The organism is Flavobacterium sp. CFS9 (assembly GCF_041154745.1).
Taxonomy (GTDB): domain Bacteria; phylum Bacteroidota; class Bacteroidia; order Flavobacteriales; family Flavobacteriaceae; genus Flavobacterium.
On sequence record NZ_AP031573.1, the window covers coordinates 4,318,041 to 4,335,205 of the forward strand.

At 34.2% G+C, this 17,165-nt stretch carries 16 protein-coding genes; 9 read left to right on the top strand and 7 right to left on the bottom strand.

Annotated features, from left to right (window positions below; translation table 11 throughout):
* Positions 1–107 precede the first annotated feature (107 nt).
* Both ACAM30_RS18200 and ACAM30_RS18205 read left to right on the top strand, forming a co-directional pair.
* On the top strand, positions 108–2,084 hold the full coding sequence (locus ACAM30_RS18200) for a thiamine pyrophosphate-dependent enzyme (protein WP_369615986.1): 1,977 nt from the start codon (positions 108–110) through the stop codon (positions 2,082–2,084).
* A gap of 68 nt (positions 2,085–2,152) precedes the next feature.
* A complete protein-coding gene (locus ACAM30_RS18205; protein WP_369615987.1) occupies positions 2,153–3,895 on the top strand; it encodes a DUF885 domain-containing protein in 1,743 nt (580 codons plus the stop codon).
* Positions 3,896–4,141: 246 nt separating this feature from the next.
* Here the strand turns inward: ACAM30_RS18205 and ACAM30_RS18210 are convergent, their stop codons facing one another.
* Positions 4,142–4,549 carry a hypothetical protein gene (locus ACAM30_RS18210; protein ID WP_017498289.1) on the bottom strand — a complete coding sequence of 136 codons (408 nt, stop codon included), beginning with the start codon at positions 4,547–4,549 and terminating at the stop codon, positions 4,142–4,144.
* A gap of 128 nt (positions 4,550–4,677) precedes the next feature.
* On the opposite strand from ACAM30_RS18210, the gene ACAM30_RS18215 reads away from it, so the two are divergent.
* Positions 4,678–5,106, top strand: coding sequence for a hypothetical protein (locus tag ACAM30_RS18215; protein WP_369615988.1), 429 nt, complete (start codon positions 4,678–4,680; stop codon positions 5,104–5,106).
* Positions 5,107–5,218: 112 nt separating this feature from the next.
* On the opposite strand, the gene ACAM30_RS18220 is transcribed toward ACAM30_RS18215, so the two are convergent.
* Entirely contained in the window at positions 5,219–6,478 is a 1,260-nt protein-coding gene (locus tag ACAM30_RS18220) for a mechanosensitive ion channel family protein (protein WP_369615989.1), read from the bottom strand.
* Positions 6,471–6,758, bottom strand: coding sequence for a DUF3817 domain-containing protein (locus ACAM30_RS18225; RefSeq protein WP_369615990.1), 288 nt, complete (start codon positions 6,756–6,758; stop codon positions 6,471–6,473). Before ACAM30_RS18225 ends, ACAM30_RS18220 begins: the two co-directional genes overlap by 8 nt.
* Positions 6,759–6,861: 103 nt before the next feature.
* On the opposite strand from ACAM30_RS18225, the gene ACAM30_RS18230 reads away from it, so the two are divergent.
* The 4 genes from ACAM30_RS18230 to ACAM30_RS18245 all read left to right on the top strand — a co-directional run bounded on the left by ACAM30_RS18230 (position 6,862) and on the right by ACAM30_RS18245 (position 11,959).
* Complete coding sequence (locus ACAM30_RS18230; protein WP_369615991.1) at positions 6,862–7,392, top strand: DUF6155 family protein; 531 nt, start codon at positions 6,862–6,864, stop codon at positions 7,390–7,392.
* A 110-nt stretch (positions 7,393–7,502) separates the two neighbouring features.
* Positions 7,503–9,044: a DEAD/DEAH box helicase gene (locus tag ACAM30_RS18235; RefSeq protein WP_369615992.1), complete on the top strand. Its 1,542-nt coding sequence runs from the start codon at positions 7,503–7,505 to the stop codon at positions 9,042–9,044.
* Positions 9,045–9,284: 240 nt separating this feature from the next.
* Positions 9,285–10,619, top strand: coding sequence for a DEAD/DEAH box helicase (locus ACAM30_RS18240; protein ID WP_369615993.1), 1,335 nt, complete (start codon positions 9,285–9,287; stop codon positions 10,617–10,619).
* An 83-nt stretch (positions 10,620–10,702) separates the two neighbouring features.
* Entirely contained in the window at positions 10,703–11,959 is a 1,257-nt protein-coding gene (locus ACAM30_RS18245; protein WP_369615994.1) for an NAD(P)/FAD-dependent oxidoreductase, read from the top strand.
* A 147-nt stretch (positions 11,960–12,106) separates the two neighbouring features.
* On the opposite strand, the gene ACAM30_RS18250 is transcribed toward ACAM30_RS18245, so the two are convergent.
* Positions 12,107–13,336, bottom strand: a complete 1,230-nt coding sequence (locus ACAM30_RS18250) for a multidrug effflux MFS transporter (protein WP_369615995.1) — start codon at positions 13,334–13,336, stop codon at positions 12,107–12,109.
* 153 nt (positions 13,337–13,489) lie between these two features.
* On the opposite strand from ACAM30_RS18250, the gene ACAM30_RS18255 reads away from it, so the two are divergent.
* Positions 13,490–13,915 (top strand): hypothetical protein, encoded by a 426-nt coding sequence (locus ACAM30_RS18255; protein ID WP_369615996.1) that lies wholly within the window; start codon positions 13,490–13,492, stop codon positions 13,913–13,915.
* A 111-nt stretch (positions 13,916–14,026) separates the two neighbouring features.
* A complete protein-coding gene (locus tag ACAM30_RS18260) occupies positions 14,027–14,410 on the top strand; it encodes a hypothetical protein (protein WP_369615997.1) in 384 nt (127 codons plus the stop codon).
* A gap of 1,209 nt (positions 14,411–15,619) precedes the next feature.
* Here the strand turns inward: ACAM30_RS18260 and ACAM30_RS18265 are convergent.
* The 3 genes from ACAM30_RS18265 to ACAM30_RS18275 form a co-directional block, all read right to left on the bottom strand.
* Complete coding sequence (locus ACAM30_RS18265) at positions 15,620–15,853, bottom strand: hypothetical protein (protein ID WP_184166105.1); 234 nt, start codon at positions 15,851–15,853, stop codon at positions 15,620–15,622.
* A gap of 153 nt (positions 15,854–16,006) precedes the next feature.
* Positions 16,007–16,519, bottom strand: coding sequence for a hypothetical protein (locus ACAM30_RS18270; protein ID WP_369615998.1), 513 nt, complete (start codon positions 16,517–16,519; stop codon positions 16,007–16,009).
* A 17-nt stretch (positions 16,520–16,536) separates the two neighbouring features.
* On the bottom strand, positions 16,537–17,112 hold the full coding sequence (locus ACAM30_RS18275; protein WP_369615999.1) for a hypothetical protein: 576 nt from the start codon (positions 17,110–17,112) through the stop codon (positions 16,537–16,539).
* Between the last annotated feature and the right edge of the window lie 53 nt (positions 17,113–17,165).

The window sequence follows — 17,165 nt, forward strand, 5'->3', positions numbered from 1 at the left end:
ATTTTAGAATTCAATTTTAAAAGTTATACTAAAATTAAAATTTTCTAACAAAAAGCTATAAAATTGTTATATTTTTCTATATTTGAAATACTAAAAACTAACCGCTAATGATCTTTTACAGACAGGACCTAACTGACACTCAATTATTAGACTTATATAAAAAAATTCTCAAACCCCGATTAATCGAAGAAAAGATGCTCATCTTAATTCGTCAGGGAAAAGTTTCCAAATGGTTCTCCGGAATAGGGCAAGAGGCCATCGCAGTAGGGGTAACCTCTATTTTAGATGACTCGGAATATGTGTTGCCAATGCATCGAAATCTGGGCGTTTTTACCAGTAGAAATATTCCATTGCATCGTTTATTCTCACAATGGCAAGGAAAAGCCAATGGTTTTACAAAAGGAAGGGACCGCAGTTTTCACTTTGGTACTCAGGAATACAATATTATAGGTATGATTTCGCATTTGGGTCCGCAGCTAGGAATAGCAGACGGTATCGCACTGGCGCATAAACTTAAAAATGAGAATAAAATAACAGCTGTTTTTACAGGTGAAGGCGCTACCAGTGAAGGTGATTTTCACGAAGCGCTAAACATAGCTGCCGTGTGGAAACTGCCTGTGATGTTTGTAATTGAAAACAACGGTTACGGATTATCTACCCCAACAAACGAGCAATATTTTTGCGAAAATCTGGCCGATAAAGGTATAGGTTATGGTATTGAAAGTCATATTATTGATGGAAATAATATATTGGAAATCTACAATAAACTAGCACAGCTGAAAGAAGAAATGCAGAAAGATCCGCATCCGGTTTTACTGGAGTTTAAGACTTTCAGAATGCGTGGTCATGAAGAGGCGAGTGGTACGAAATATGTTCCGCAGGAGTTAATGGACGAATGGGCAGCCAAAGATCCGGTAGCGAATTACAAAAAATATTTGACAGAAACCGGTGTTCTGACGACTGAATTTGACGAGCAATTGCACAGCACTCTTAAACAGGAAATTGATGAAAATTGGGCTGTGGCAAATGCAGAGCCGGAAATTGTTCCAAATTATAGCGATGAATTAAATGATGTGTATAAACCGGTTATTTATGAAGAGGTTAAAGCTAATTCAGAAGTAACAAATATTAGATTTATTGATGCCATTAGCAGCAGCTTAAAGCAGTCAATGGAGCGGCATGAGAATCTGGTGATAATGGGACAGGATATTGCCGAGTACGGTGGAGCTTTTAAAATTACAGATGGATTTGTGAAGTTGTTTGGGAAAGAGCGTGTACGTAATACTCCAATTTGTGAGAGTGCAGTTGTTTCAGCCGGAATGGGACTGTCGATTAATGGTTGCAAAGCTATTGTTGAAATGCAGTTTGCCGATTTTGTTTCTACCGGTTTTAACCCGATTGTAAATTTGCTGGCCAAATCACATTACCGTTGGGGTGAAAAAGCTGATGTGGTGGTACGAATGCCATGTGGCGGTGGAACTCAGGCAGGACCTTTTCATTCGCAGACCAATGAAGCATGGTTTACCAAAACTCCGGGACTGAAAGTCGTTTATCCGGCCTTTCCTTATGATGCAAAAGGATTATTGAATACTTCTATAAATGATCCGAATCCGGTATTGTTTTTCGAACATAAACAATTGTATCGCAGCGTTTATCAGGATGTCCCTGTTGATTATTATACTATTCCATTAGGAAAAGCAGCTTTACTGAAAGAGGGGAACTCTGTTACTATTATTGCTTTTGGAGCTACAGTTCATTGGGCATTAGAAACGCTGAATAAAAATCCTGAAATAAAAGCAGATTTAATCGATTTAAGAACGTTACAGCCTTTGGATACCGAAACTATTTTTAATTCGGTTAAAAAGACAGGAAAAGTAATCATTTATCAGGAAGATACTTTGTTTGGAGGTATTGCGAGTGATATTTCGGCCCTGATTATGGAAGAATGCTTTGAATATTTAGACGGTCCTGTAAAAAGAGTTGCCAGCTTAGATTCGCCTATTCCGTTTACCAAAGCATTGGAGGATCAGTTTTTAGCTAAAAATCGATTTGAAGATGTTTTATTAGAATTATTGAAATATTAATTACAAATAACAAACAGTTTTGCATAAAGAACATTTTTTTTATCTTTAAACCATAAAAAATATAACTTATGAAAAAACTGTTTGTTTCAATTTTTGCAATCACGGTACTTTTTTCCTGTAACAAGAATGGGAAGTCTGAGGGCGACAAAGCATTAGACACAAAATTCGACGCTTATAAGGATCGTTTTGTTACTGATTTATGGAAGATTAACCCGGGCTGGGCTTCAGCTGTTGGTTATCATAAACTGGACAGTGTTCTGGTTGTTCCGGATGCTGCTGAGGAAAAAAGACAACTTGATTTTGTTAATTCTGAATTGGATTCTTTAAAACAATTCAAACTTGAAGATTTGTCGGATAACAATAAGACTGATTTTCAAATGATAAAAAATCAATTGGAAGCTACTGTTTTTAGTATTAAAGAAGTAAAATCTTCTCAGTGGAATCCTTCTGAATATAATGTTTGTGGGGCTTTCGCCGAAATCTTAAATGGTAAATACGACTCATTGGAAGTTCGTTTACGTGCTTTCAACGCTAAAATGAATAATGTTCCCGCATTTTATGAAGCGGCTAAAAAGAATATTAAAAATCCAACAGTTGAACATACAGAACTTGCTATAGCTCAAAATTTGGGAGGTGCTACCGTTTTTGACGTTGATTTGGCTGCAGCTCTGGAAAAAAGTAAATTAACAGCTGCCGAGAAAAAAGAAATGCTTGATAAGGCAAAAGTTGCTAAAAAAGCAGTTACAGATTATGCTGATTGGTTAAAGAAGCTAGACAACAAAGCACCACGTTCTTTCAGACTTGGATCGGAGTTGTTTGCTAAAAAGTTCAATTTTGATATTCAATCAAGTTATACAGCAGAGGAAATCTTTAAAGTGGCTGTAGATCACAAGAAAGATTTACACGAAAAAATGTTTGTTTTGGCTGATAAACTTTGGAAAAAGTACAAAGGAAACGAACCAAAACCTGCTGACAAACTGGATTTAATCAAACAAGTAATTGATAAAATCTCTTTGCAGCACACGACACCGGAAAAATTCCAGTCTGAAATTGAAAAACAAATTCCGGAATTAACGGCTTATGTTAAAGCAAAAGATTTATTGTATATCGATCCTTCAAAACCACTTGTAGTTCGTAAAGAACCGGCGTATATGGCAGGAGTGGCAGGAGCTTCTATTTCAGCTCCGGGACCTTATGATAAAAATGCCAATACCTATTACAATGTAGGAAGCATGTCAGGCTGGACGGCCGAAAATGCAGAAAGTTACTTACGTGAATACAACGATTATATCCTTCAGATTTTAAACATTCACGAAGCAGTTCCGGGTCATTATACTCAATTGGTTTACAGTAATCAATCACCAAGTATCATTAAATCTATTTTAGGAAATGGCGCTATGGTAGAAGGCTGGGCTGTTTATGCAGAGAAAATGATGTTGGAAAGCGGATATAAAAACTCCGATGAGATGTGGTTAATGTACTACAAATGGAATTTAAGAGCGACTTGCAACACCATTTTGGATATTAGTGTACATACTAAAAACATGTCTAAAGAAGCAGCTTTGGATTTATTAACGAAAGAAGCTTTTCAACAGCAGGCCGAGGCTGACGGAAAATGGAAGCGTGTTACTTTATCACAAGTACAATTGTGCTCTTATTTTACAGGATACACAGAGATCTACAATTTAAGAGAAGAATTGAAAAAGAAAGAAGGAGATAAATTCAACTTGAAGAAGTTTCATGAGAAATTCTTGAGTTTTGGAAGTGCTCCGGTAAAATACATTAAAGAATTAATGTTGTCTGAGGAATAAAAACAACAACAGTTACGATTGATTTTAAACGGATAGAATCGTCGTTTACAAGATTTTGTTTTATAAGTGTAAAACATTTTTTTGAGAGTTTCACCCAAAAGGTGGAGTATAAAAAGGCTAACAGGTTATGAAACCCGTTAGTCTTTTTTATTTTGGAGTTTGAAATAGTAATTTATTTAAATCCGCCAGGTTTCAAAAACCTGGCGGATTTGTTTTTATAGGTCAAATTCTATTTTTATTTAAATTCTATTTCGACTTCGATTCCAGTTCAAACAGTTGTACCTGACTTTTCAATCGGTCAATTAATAAATTCATCATTCGTTTGTTCAGGCTGGAAGAGTTTTGAATATAAGTCTCATATTCTTCCAATGTAAAAAGTGCCATTACAATTCCTTTTAAAGAATTTCGAAACTTTATGTCTTTCTGGATAGAGTTTTCAATGGTTTGGAGTTTCTTTTCTACTGTGTACGAGTAAAAATCAGCTTTATTTTTATTGACGTAGTTGATGAAAACTGCAACAAATAAATCGTTCTGAAGTTTTAAAATAGGCCTAATCGTTTGATTCTGAAACAACTCATCCGCAGAAGATTGAGCACTTATGGTTCCTAAAGTTTCGCCTCTGAATTCTTTTAAAAAAGTGTCTCTTGCTTCCATGTTTTTTCTTTAAATTTAGAAAAAAATCCAATACGATTTTTTCTATTTAAACTAAATATTATGCAATTTCATATTATTTAAAATTCTGAATATGATCGGAAGTGAATTTGCATTTTAAAACCTTAAAAATGACCAAAAGTTTTATATTCGCTTCTTTATTGGCTCTTGCACTGATATCCTGTAATTCAAAAGAAAACAAAGAAGAGTACAAACATGCCGTTTATCATGCGATTCATCAAGGTGATACAGCAGTTTTAGATATTCAAATAAACAATAAGAGGTTTTTTGGACGTTATGAAATATTCTACCATAAAATAGGCAAAGATTCCGGAGATGTAAGAGGGGATATAAAAGGAGATACACTAAGAGGTGATTATCATTTTATCTCTAATGGCGGAAGTTGGAAGAGAGTTCCTTTAGCTTTACTACAAAAAGACAATAAACTGTTCTTAGGAAAAGGAGTAATAGGAACTTATTTTAACCTTCCTCTTTATATGCCTGAAGTACCCATTGAGTATGAGAATTCAGAGTTTGTTTTTGAAAAAGTTAAGGAGTAGTTTTCAGTCTCAGTCTCAGTTTTCAGTTCTATACCGAGACTGAACACTGGTACTGAAAACTGAGACTGAAACTAAGTACTGTGACTGAAAACCGAGACTGAAAACTAAAAATTTACCTGTCGAATACCTCAATCTTCGACGGCAGTTCAAATATCTCAAGATCGAAATATTCTACAGAAGCCATTACGTGATCAAAAATATCCGACATAATATACTCGTAATTGGCCCAGCGTTTATCGCTCGAAAAAGCATAAATTTCTAAAGGTACTCCATTCGCAGTCGATTGTAACTGACGGCACATCATGTGCATGTCTTTGTTTAAACCGGGATGTGTAACTAAATATTGCATGATGTATTTGCGAAACAACCCTAAATTAGTCATGTTTCGGCCATTAAGCGCTAAAGTTTTATCTACTCCGCGCACCTCATTGTATTTGTCGATTTCGGCTTGTCTGGTTTCGATATAAGAAGAAATCAATTGCACTTTTTTCATCTGATTCAAATCTTCGTCATTCAGAAAGCGAATACTGCTGCTTTTAATTAAAACGTGCCTTTTAATGCGTCGGCCGTCAGATTTCTGCATACCGCGCCAATTCTGAAAAGAATCGGAACTCAAAGCATAGGTTGGAATTGTAGTAATTGTGTTATCAAAATTTCGAACCTTAACCGTTGTAAGGTTAATCTCGATTACATCACCATCAGCTCCGAATTTATCCATCGTAATCCAGTCACCAATACGAACCATATCGTTGATCGCCACCTGAACACTGGAAACAAACCCAAGGATAGTATCTCTGAAAATTAAGATAATAATTGCAGAAAGTGTCCCTAAGATAGTTAGCAATTCGCCTTGTTTAATTCCAAATAACTTCGAAATAATAATGGCAACTCCAAAAATCCAAAGCACAATCATAATAACCTGAACAAAGCTGTCGATTGGTTTGTCGCTGTATTCCGGTTTTTGCTTTAAATAATCACGTAAAGCATTAAAAATGGTGCGGGTAATCCATAATCCCAGCAAAACGATGTAGACGCCCACTATTTTTCCAAAAACAGACTCCCAGTATTCATATTTGTCCAGAATAATTGGAACAGCCTTGTAAATAAAGAAAAATGGAATTAAATAAGCGGTATACTTTGTGGTTTTATTGTGAATCAGGTAATCGTCAAATTTTGTTTTGGTGCGCTGCGCAAAAATGGCGGTGAGCGTAACCAAAACAAATTTTGCAAAATAATAAATGGCATAAGCCAGTATTACCATGATGGCAATATTAAAGACCAGACTCACATAAGACGCAATATTACGGCTCATGCCCCAATCTCTGAAAATAGGGTATAAAAAGTTGAATATTTTATCCAGAAGTCTAGGCATTATTCTCCAGGTATTTTTTCTCTATATAAAAAGTTCCAAACGGAATAAGTGACGCGATCTGTATAATTGCAAAAGTTTTAAAATCCCAGTTTTGAGGTTTTTTAAGTAAAATAGCCAATAATACATATCCTATAAATAAAACGCCATGTGTCATTCCTAACGGACGTAATAAGGTATGATAAAGTTCAGGATTATTGGTTTTGATGAAAAGCATATTGGTAAACAATACTAAATAAGAGATTCCCTCTAAAATTGCAGTAACTTTGAAAATCTTGAGCATATTCTGATTTTTGAATTTAATACCAGCAAAATTAAGTATTATCGTTGGTTTTTGCGGTATGAATCCTGAAAGTAATTTACTTTTGTAATCTTAAACTTTGATAATGAGTAAACGCGATTTAAAAAAATACCTTGCCGAATTAGATAAGGAACAGCTCGAAGAGCAGATTGTCGAATTGTATGAAAAGTTTAGCCCTGTAAAAGTGTACTACGATTTTGTCTTTAACCCTAAAGAAGATAAGTTATTACAGGAATGTAAAGTGAAGATTTCACACGAATATTTTCCGATCAAAAAACCAGGAACCAGGAAACGTCCGAAAGCAAAATTGCGACGTTCAGTAGCGCAGAAATATATCAAACATTTTATTCTGTTAGGAGTTGATCCTTTTGTGATTGCTGATATCATGCTTTACAATATAGAAATTGCACAAACTTATTCCTCGCAAAATCCGGTGAAACAGGAATTATTCTGCAAAAGTATCTTCAATTCATTCGAACAAGCAGTGAATTTTTCGATTTCTAATGGAATTTTACCTCATTTTAAAGAAAGAATCATCAGTATCCAACAAGAAACTCTTCAACAAAAATGGATAAATAGGTACGATTTTGAGGCAATTTTAGAGAAAATCGACTAATAAATCGATTCTCATAAAAAATCTTATTTAAAAAAAACATTTATTTTAGGTTAAAATAAAGTGAAAAACTGTTTTTTCGATGTATTTTTGCAAAAATCCAAAAATAAACAATGTCTCAAAACACTTTAGAAATAGAAAGAGAAGAGAAAAAAGAACTTTATGCATATCAAAAAGGCGATATTGATGCCATTTTTGATCGTTTAGATAACGCTCCTCCGAAACATCATTTATTATATCAATTACCTACAGGTGGTGGAAAAACAGTAATTTTTTCCGAAATCGTTCGTCGTTATTTAGCTAATAATGATAAAAAAGTGGTGGTCTTGACACACCGTATCGAACTTTGTAAGCAAACCTCAAAAATGCTAAAAGGGTTTGGTGTTTCTAATAAAATCATTAACAGTAAAGTAAAAGAACTACCGGATCAAAACGATTTCTCTTGTTTTGTAGCCATGGTCGAGACTTTGAAAAACCGTATCAATGACGAAAAGTTACATTTAGACAACATTGGTTTGGTTATTATTGATGAGGCGCATTACAACTCCTTCCGAAAATTACTAAACTCATTCAAAAATGCTTTTATTCTTGGAGTAACAGCAACTCCTTTGAGTTCGAATATAAAATTACCAATGAATCAGAGTTACCACGAACTAATCGTGGGAGATACTATCAGTTCATTGATTGACAAGGGATTTTTGGCACGCGCAACTACGTATAGTTATGATGTGGGATTAACTTCGCTTAAAGTGGGGATTAATGGAGATTATACTGTAAAATCATCAGATGATTTATACTCTAATAGTATGATGCAGGAAAAATTACTTCATGCCTATACGGAGCGTTCATTAGGAAAAAAGACTTTGATTTTTAATAATGGTATTCATACTTCACTTTATGTTTATGAAACGTTTAGAGAAGCAGGATACGATATCAGACATCTTGATAATACCAGCAGTTCAGAAGAGCGTAAGGATATTTTACAATGGTTCAAAAAAACACCTGATGCCATTCTGACTTCTGTGGGAATCTTAACCACAGGTTTTGATGAACCTACGGTTGAAACGATTATTTTGAACAGAGCGACTAAGTCATTAACACTTTATTATCAGATGATTGGTCGTGGATCCCGTAAATTACCAGGGAAAGATGAGTTTACAGTAATTGATCTTGGAAACAATGCAGCACGTTTTGGTTTATGGAGTGAGCCGGTAAACTGGCAGCACATCTTTAAATCGCCTGAATTTTATTTGGAAAATCTGCGTGATGATACTGAGATTGAAATGTACTTTAAATACAGTATGCCACCGGAATTACGTGCTAAATTTAGTAAAACAGCCGATGTAACTTTTGATGTTGATGAAGAACATAAATTGATTATCAAACAAAATTTACGTTCAAAAGTAGTTCTGGATAAATCATTAGAGCAGCATGCATCAATGTGTGTAGACAATACAGAAACCTTACAGGAAGCAAAAGCATTAGGAAAAGAACTTGATGATGATATAGAATGCCGCATCAAACGTTTTGCAAAATGTTTGAGTCAGTGTAGTAAAAACTACCGCGAATGGCTTCTTGACGATTATAAAAAGAATCTGACATTGTTAATCGGTAAAAAGTATCGTGAAAAAATCATGAACGAGCCGGACGAATAGAGAGATTTTGTTTCGGGTTTGGGGTTTAGTGAAGCGAAGGCTCCACAATCTGTCATTTCGACGAAGGAGAAATCGCACTAGTATTAAACAAAGTTTGTCAAATATTTGGATGTGATTTCTCCTTCGTCGAAATGACAAAATCAAGAACCAAGGTTCTAAAAAAAAATCATTTTAATCTGAGTAATCTGTGGCAGGAATCTAAAATCTAAAATCTGAAATCAGAACTCTAAAATAAAAATTATGTCTAAACCATTCTCATCATTAGGTATTTCAGCACCAATTTTAAAAGCATTAGGCGAATTGAATATTGTTGAACCAACAGAAATTCAACAAAAAACAATTCCGTTACTTCTGGCTGAGACTCAGGATGTAGTTGGTTTAGCCAAAACAGGAACCGGTAAAACTGCGGCTTTCGGATTGCCTTTATTGCAATTAGTGGATACTGAGTCTCCTGTTGTTCAGGCTGTCATTTTAGTTCCAACAAGAGAACTTGGACAGCAAATCTTTAGAAATTTAGAGGATTTCGGAAAACATATTCCGAATATTTCGATTGCTTCGACTTGCGGAGGAATTCCAATAAAACCGCAAATTGAACGATTAACACAGCCTACACATATAGTGGTAGCAACGCCGGGACGTTTAATTGATTTAATTCAGCGCAAAGCGATTGATTTAAAACAAACCTCTTATTTAGTACTGGATGAAGCTGATGAAATGGTTTCAATTCTTAAAGAAAGTTTAGATGAAATTGTAGCTGAACTTCCTAAAAAACACCGCACTTTATTGTTCTCTGCTACTTTGCCGGGAACCATCAAACAGCTGATTCAGAATTATTTGAATAAAAATGTAGTTCAGGTTAGTGCAAACATGGAAACTGCAGGTAATCAAGGAATTGATCACGAATATATTGTAGTAGATCCAATTGAAAAACTAGATGTTTTAATGCATTTCCTGAATTCAAAAGAGGGCGAGCGCGGTATTATTTTTTGTAAAACCAAGGCAGCAGTCAATAAATTGGCCAAAAACCTGGCGATCAATCGTTTTTCTTCGGGTGCACTTCACGGTAGTTTGACACAAGGAATACGTGACAGAATTATGGAACAATTTCGTGAAGGTCATATCAATATATTAGTAGCGACAGATTTGGCAGCCAGAGGAATTGACGTAAAAGAAATTTCTTATGTGGTAAATTATCATTTGCCGGATACTTATGAAAACTACGTTCATCGAAGTGGAAGAACCGCAAGAGCAGGAGCAAAGGGACTTTCATTAACCGTTTTGCAGGAGGAAGAAGTCGTAGAAATTCCGGAATTTGAAGCAGAATTAGGAATTAAATTTACTAAATTCCAAAAACCGTCGGCTGTAAGTCTTGAAGAAAATAATATGCTTTTATGGGCGAAACAAATTTTCAAAACAAAGCCCAATCATGAGATGTCAGCCGATCTGAAAACGAAGGTAAAGACTGTTTTCCATCATCTGACTAAGGATGAATTAATTGAAAAATTAATGGCCAATTACGTTTTACAGAACAAAGTTGAAGTGACTGAAAAACCTGTTAAAAAATTCAAAAAGTAATATTGTAGCCGATTAACTTTGCTAATTTATGTTGTATATTTATAAGGTATTTTTATTATAATCCCAGTTAATATACAGCATATATGAAGATAGTCATCATAGGAGGTGGTTTTGCAGGAATCAATCTTGCAAAAGAACTTGTTAACCATCCTCAGATACAGGTAACCCTTGTAGACAAGAACAATTATAACTTTTTTCCACCACTTATATATCAGGTTGCAACCGCTTTTTTAGAGCCCTCAAGTATCAGTTATCCGTTTAGAAAATTCTTTGCAGGCAAAAAGAATCTTCAGTTTCGTTTAGGAGAACTGCTTTCTGTGGTTCCGTCCGAAAATAAAATTATCCTGAACAATGGAGAATTAACATACGATCATTTGGTTTTTGCAACCGGTGCCGAAACGAGTTATTTTGGAATGGAAAACGTGATGAAAAATGCCATTCCGATGAAAACGCTAAACGATGCCATCGAAATGCGTAATGCATTGCTTAAGAACCTTGAAAAGGCAGCAATTACCAAAGATATTCGCAAAAGACGCAAACTGCTAACGATTGTTGTAGCAGGGGGAGGCCCTACAGGGGTAGAAGTATCTGGAATGTTTGCTGAAATGCGTAAAAGTATTCTATTGAAAGAATATCCGGAACTGGAAACGTCTGCCAGTAATATTTATTTAGTCGATGGGGGGGATGCGCTCCTCTCGCCTATGAGTACAGCTTCGCAGGAAGATACCCTTGAGGCACTTACCAAACTTGGTGTTGTTGTAAAACTTCAAACACGTGTTGTGGATTATGTTGACGATACCGTTCATTTTGCAAATGGTGAAACGATTAAAACCAAAAACCTGATCTGGGCGGCCGGAGTTTCTGCCAAAACTTTTGAAGGAATCCCAACAGAAAGTTATGGACGTGGAAAACGTATGGCAACAGATCAATACAATAAAGTAAACGGTTTGACAAATGTTTATGCTATTGGAGATACCGCAATTTTGGAAGGTGATAAAAATTTCCCTGACGGACATCCGCAAGTAGCTCAGGTAGCGATTCAGCAAGGACTCAATCTGGCAAAGAACTTTAAAGCAATGGTACATAACAAACCTTTAAAAGCGTTTATGTATCACGATAAAGGTTCTATGGCCATTATTGGTAAAAAGAAAGCCGTAGTAGATTTACCAAGTCCAAAGTGGCATTTTAAAGGCTTTTTTGCCTGGTTCATTTGGTTATTTGTGCACTTAATGTCTTTGATTACCTACAGAAACCGATTGAACACTTTTTGGAACTGGATGATTGCTTATTTCGCAAAAGATCAGTCTCTAAGAATGATTATCAGACCGGATAAGAGATAATAAAGAATAGATAAATCTTAATTTTTAAGTTCCAAAATACAAGGAGAAAAATACAAAAAGCCAGAATTTAATAATTCTGGCTTTTTTATGCTCAATTAAATACTCCAGATTCATTGGAATTTGGAATTTAAAAATTGAAATTTAATATTAGTGACTTACTAAGATATCATCTTCCGCAGACAATTCTACCTTTTGTCTGATAGAACGTTTACTGATATTTAAAAAGACAAAAGCCGTAATAGTAGTGGTAGCCATAATAGCCACCATTGGCGCTACAGAATCTTTAACGAATACTCCAACAGCAAAAGAAGCCAAAGCTCCAATACCAAGTTGGATAGCTCCCATTAATGCTGAAGCACTTCCTGTATTTTTAGCAAATGGAGCCAGAGTAAGTCCCGCAGTATTAGGATTCGAAATTCCCAGACAAGCCAGAAATAAGAATAACATTCCGATAGTTTGATACAATCCCAAAAGATCATTTAAAGCTAAGATTAGAAAAATAATACTAATAACAGACTGCGAAATTAATGCTCCAAAAATCATCTGTTCACTAGAATATTTTTTTAATAATACTGAGTTTAACTGACTTGAACCAATAAAACTTAACGACATAAAAGCGAAAATCCAACCGTAAGTCTTAGCATCAACGTGGTAAATATCCATAAAAATGATAGGTGAGGCCGCAACGTACGAAAATAAGCCCGAGAAAGCGATCGCTCCTGTAAATGCGTAGGTATAAAACTGAGGTTCTTTAAAAACGCTGATAAAATTAGTAATAATCGGTTTTGGCTTTAATGATATCGAAGTATCAGGTTTATAAGTATTTGGCAAACCAACCTGTGACGCAATCAATATAGCAATTCCCATACACATCAGGATAAAAAATACGGTATGCCATCCATAATCTTCTGTAACATAACCTCCAATGGTTGGTGCCAGCATCGGCGAAAGCCCAACAACAAGCATCAATAACGAGAATACTTTTGGAATATCTTTTACAGGAAACAAATCACGAACCATTGCTACAGAAGCTACTGTAGCAGCGCAACTACCAATGGCCTGAACAAATCGTAAAAGGATAAACGAATCAATATTAGTGACATAAATACATCCCAAAGAAGCCAGAATATAAACCATCAGACCTACAAATAAAGGTTTTTTTCGGCCAAAACGATCCAATAACGGTCCATATAATAATTGTCCTGCTGAAATCCCGATAAAATAACTGGATAAACTCATAGACACTTTTGCTACTGTAGTATGCAAATCCTTTGCTATATCTGAGAAACCAGGCAGATACATGTCTATGGAAAAAGGGCCGAGAGCTGTTAAAGAACCTAAAATAAGAATAAGGGTAATGTATTTTTTTGTTGTCATTTTCTTAAAAAATTGCTTTTCATTTTTTGCAAAGGTAAAGATTTCCTATCTTGTAGTGTAATTTAAACGTTTTTTAATAAAGCGTTTGATTAGGTTACGCATTAATTGAACTATAAAAAAGTATTATTAACACTAATCTTAAAATCAAAAATTATGAAAAATTACATTTTAGTATTCGCGCTTATTTTTACCACAATTTCATTTGCACAAACCATTACGTCCAAAAAAGAAGAGGCAAATGTAGAGCAGTACGCATTACTGCAAAAAGTAAACAAATATTACCCGGACATTACTTTAAACAAAACTGTTACTAATTTCTATGCAGACGGCAATATTATTGACACGCATCAGGAGTTTGATTTGACAACTTCAAAATTTTCAAGCTACAAAATCGGACTTGAGCCGGATAACAAAAAATTGCTGTTTGAATATGTTTCCGATGAAACCGGAAAAGTTTACGGAGATGTAACCATTTTTAAAGGAAATGCATTGCGAACTACTTTCAATGAAAAAAATAATGAAATTAGCGTATCGCTAAACGGTAAACCAGTTTACATTAAAAAGATAAAACAGAACTAAAACAATAGATTTTAGACTAAAAAATTAAATCAAACAGAAGCATTCGCTACGGTGAATGCTTTTTTGTTTTATATTTGAAGCTGATTGAATTACAAATACTTTTAAATCAAAATGAAGAAATTTTTTCTATTCCTCTCACTGATTATTTCTATAGCGTCATATTCACAAACCAACCGATTTACCGGAACCTGGAGCACCGAAAATTGTAAAACCTGCAGCAAAGAATATGTCCTGAAAATTAATATGGCACAATCCAATAATAAAATATTCGGAACGGCTGAGATTACAAGCGACAATCAGAAATTTGTCAGCGGTGTTATGGAAGTTACGGGTAATGTATACGCGCTTGGCGAAAAAGCTCAAATTACTATTAAAGGCAAAGACGGTTCTGCAGGTGCAGTTTTATTTGCAAAGGATGATGTTCTACAATTCTCAAAAAGAGGCGGAGATGATTTAGTTCCAAAAGAAACGGTTCTAACTAAGTTGTACGAGTAGAACCATTTACTACATAGAAACATAGACTTTATGTTTCAAAAAATGCGTGTCACTTGTTTCTAACACACAGAGACTATGTGTTAGAAACATGTTTCTATTATACCCTTTTAGAGGTATAGAATCTATGTCTCTATGTGTTTAAAGATAATTGCGCAAAAGGAAAAATACTAATATTATTTCTCTCGAATTAGTTTCTCCAATCTGTCAATCATTTTAATTTAAAGGGTTTTAAAGGTGTAATTATACAATAAATTAATTTCTAAATCATTCTTTTTCAGTATTATGAAGTAGAAGAGATTGGTATTATGTAAAATAGAAATATAGATTATTATGGTGCTAGAATTTCTGATCTATATGCAAATAGTAAATGAAATTTAATGAATTAATAGAAAAATCGAAACACAATAAGAATACATAATGGATAAAGTTAGAATTTCCAGATCAACAATATTATAGAAAGTTCAAGACAATTTTTTTTGCGCTGGATAAAATCCTGGAAAATACCAAATTTATCCGGATGAATTATTAGTTGATAATGTTGTTGATCATTATGAATTAAATTTTGCCGTATTTGAAAAATATATTGTAAAATAATTTTTTACGAGAATCTCAGCAAACAGGAATTATTATGATATTTTTTAAAGGACGCATCATAGGCTATAAATTAAGTTTTATAGAATTTGGAAATTTAGCTGATAATCTTGTCGAATAGTTGAATAGAATTTTGCCGTATTTGAAAAGTAATTTCCAAAATAATATTTTATGAGAATCTCAGCAAACGGGACAATGGTAGAATATTGAAATTTTAGTTTCTACATGTTTGTAATATTCAGAAATAAGTTATCGTTAACGAGGACAGAGCAATTGATAAGAAAACCAAGAAAGGCTTTAAAAACCACACAATTAGCGATTATTTGCCGTATACTATTTGAACTATAATTTATAGTATGAAAAGCTTGTTTTTTCGGAAGTGTTTTTTATCTTTGTCATATGATTTTATCAATAAGAGCCAAGGTATTCCACTACCGTTTGAGGCTCTTTTTTTTATGGGTTAATGTTTGTTTTGACGTTATTTTTTATACTCCAGATCCAGGATCTTTATTAATTTTAACGTTAAAAGGTTGTTCCTGGAAAAAGATCCGGTTGTCATTTTAACGTTATACGTTCGAGCGGGTTAGGCTACGCCAGTTAACGAATTAATAATTTAACCTAGAAATTTAGTTCTGCTTTATCTCTTGTAATATATCCGATTTTTGGACCACAAGAACCATCATCTAATTTTTGATAGATTTTTAAATAACGAAAAGCTTCTTTACTTCTCCAATAATAGCAGAGATATTGTAAAGAAGCTTCTTTAAATTTGAACCAACACGAGTTAGTGCCGTTCGCAAGTATATGCGAAAAAGTGACTTTAAGTAAGCCGTTTTTTAGTTTTTTAGACATGCTATGTATGATTTTATCAGCAAGAGACTATTCCACTAGTCATTTTACATCTTGCAGAAGTTTGAGCAAATATACATATTATTCTTATTTAAAATGTTAATTTTTTAGTTTGTAAATCCTCCCCTACCCGAGTGGGAGAGGGGAGAACTTTTTTTATTCAGCCGGATAATGCTCCAAAGCATTACTAAATAACTCTCTATCCGGATCATATAACTTAACCCAATAACGGGTATCAGGTGGTATATCTGCTCTATTATAAAATCTTTGGATTGGTGTAAAAGCAGGAATTAGAGTGTAAGTGCCATTTTCTGTAGGAGACCAATACACCTGTACACCCGCAGGATAGAACCACTCACACCAACTTGTAAACATTCTATCTAACACTAAAGGAGCACTTGTATCAATCTCACATAAAGGATTTAGATAAGTATTCTGTTTACGAAAATCATAATCTTTTAAAAGTTCCGTATCGGTAAACTCTGATGATATTATTAAACGCTCAATATCAGTAAAATCAATACATTTATGAGGTTCTTTAATAAAATTTATGCCTTTACGAAGATTGCAAAAAACAAGATCTTCCGGAATCAAAATAGGAGCATCTAAAGTGCTTGCTTTGATCGTTCCTAACTGATAATTTCTATTTAAGTAGTATAATGTATACATAAATTATTTATTTAAAATTAAAGCCAATTATAGCCTTTTGATTTGTAAAAACGTGCCATTTCATCATATTGAGACTTAGAAAGATACTTCAAAATATCATTGCGAAGATTCTTCGATTTTGTAGCAGTCTTATAATAAATCTCCTCTAAAATCGGAAACGTACCAATATGCTTTTTAAGCACAGACATTGCTGTCTTTTCATCCTCAGTCCAAGCGCTAATATTATAAAGATCAATCGAACCGCCCAGAAGAACATGATTGTCGTCAACATTTGTACCGAATGCCTTTGCAATCTTAAAAGCAGAAGCCGTAATAGCATCAATAGTTTTCTGATTGATAGTAGGATATTTCTTTTTGATATCCTGAACTTTCTGTTTTGTTAGTACAGGATCTGCCTTTGCATTTTGATTTGCATTTTCGATTTTCTCAGCTTCTAAATTAGTGTCTCTGACACTTGCAATAGTCCTTTTTAAATACTTGTAAGCGTACGGAAATACAAGGAAAAGAACGATTAAAAAAATCCCGTACTTCTTAAAGAACGGGATTATTGCGGTATTTAAGAAGCTAGGTTTATTGTTCCTAGTATTTCTCATTATTTCTGATTTTGTTTAATTTTTGTGTAAATGAAATAAGCTAATAGCCCGCC

Excerpts from the sequence above, each read along its gene's own strand:
- ACAM30_RS18215 (WP_369615988.1), top strand. The coding sequence starts at position 4,678 with ATGACCAAAAGTTTTATATTCGCTTCTTTATTGGCTCTTGCACTGATA.
- ACAM30_RS18220 (WP_369615989.1), bottom strand. The coding sequence starts at position 6,478 with ATGCCTAGACTTCTGGATAAAATATTCAACTTTTTATACCCTATTTTC.
- ACAM30_RS18225 (WP_369615990.1), bottom strand. The coding sequence starts at position 6,758 with ATGCTCAAGATTTTCAAAGTTACTGCAATTTTAGAGGGAATCTCTTAT.
- ACAM30_RS18235 (WP_369615992.1), top strand. The coding sequence starts at position 7,503 with ATGTCTCAAAACACTTTAGAAATAGAAAGAGAAGAGAAAAAAGAACTT.
- ACAM30_RS18200 (WP_369615986.1), top strand. The coding sequence starts at position 108 with ATGATCTTTTACAGACAGGACCTAACTGACACTCAATTATTAGACTTA.
- ACAM30_RS18270 (WP_369615998.1), bottom strand. The coding sequence starts at position 16,519 with ATGTATACATTATACTACTTAAATAGAAATTATCAGTTAGGAACGATC.
- ACAM30_RS18275 (WP_369615999.1), bottom strand. The coding sequence starts at position 17,112 with ATGAGAAATACTAGGAACAATAAACCTAGCTTCTTAAATACCGCAATA.
- ACAM30_RS18255 (WP_369615996.1), top strand. The coding sequence starts at position 13,490 with ATGAAAAATTACATTTTAGTATTCGCGCTTATTTTTACCACAATTTCA.
- ACAM30_RS18245 (WP_369615994.1), top strand. The coding sequence starts at position 10,703 with ATGAAGATAGTCATCATAGGAGGTGGTTTTGCAGGAATCAATCTTGCA.
- ACAM30_RS18210 (WP_017498289.1), bottom strand. The coding sequence starts at position 4,549 with ATGGAAGCAAGAGACACTTTTTTAAAAGAATTCAGAGGCGAAACTTTA.
- ACAM30_RS18205 (WP_369615987.1), top strand. The coding sequence starts at position 2,153 with ATGAAAAAACTGTTTGTTTCAATTTTTGCAATCACGGTACTTTTTTCC.
- ACAM30_RS18240 (WP_369615993.1), top strand. The coding sequence starts at position 9,285 with ATGTCTAAACCATTCTCATCATTAGGTATTTCAGCACCAATTTTAAAA.
- ACAM30_RS18260 (WP_369615997.1), top strand. The coding sequence starts at position 14,027 with ATGAAGAAATTTTTTCTATTCCTCTCACTGATTATTTCTATAGCGTCA.
- ACAM30_RS18250 (WP_369615995.1), bottom strand. The coding sequence starts at position 13,336 with ATGACAACAAAAAAATACATTACCCTTATTCTTATTTTAGGTTCTTTA.
- ACAM30_RS18265 (WP_184166105.1), bottom strand. The coding sequence starts at position 15,853 with ATGTCTAAAAAACTAAAAAACGGCTTACTTAAAGTCACTTTTTCGCAT.
- ACAM30_RS18230 (WP_369615991.1), top strand. The coding sequence starts at position 6,862 with ATGAGTAAACGCGATTTAAAAAAATACCTTGCCGAATTAGATAAGGAA.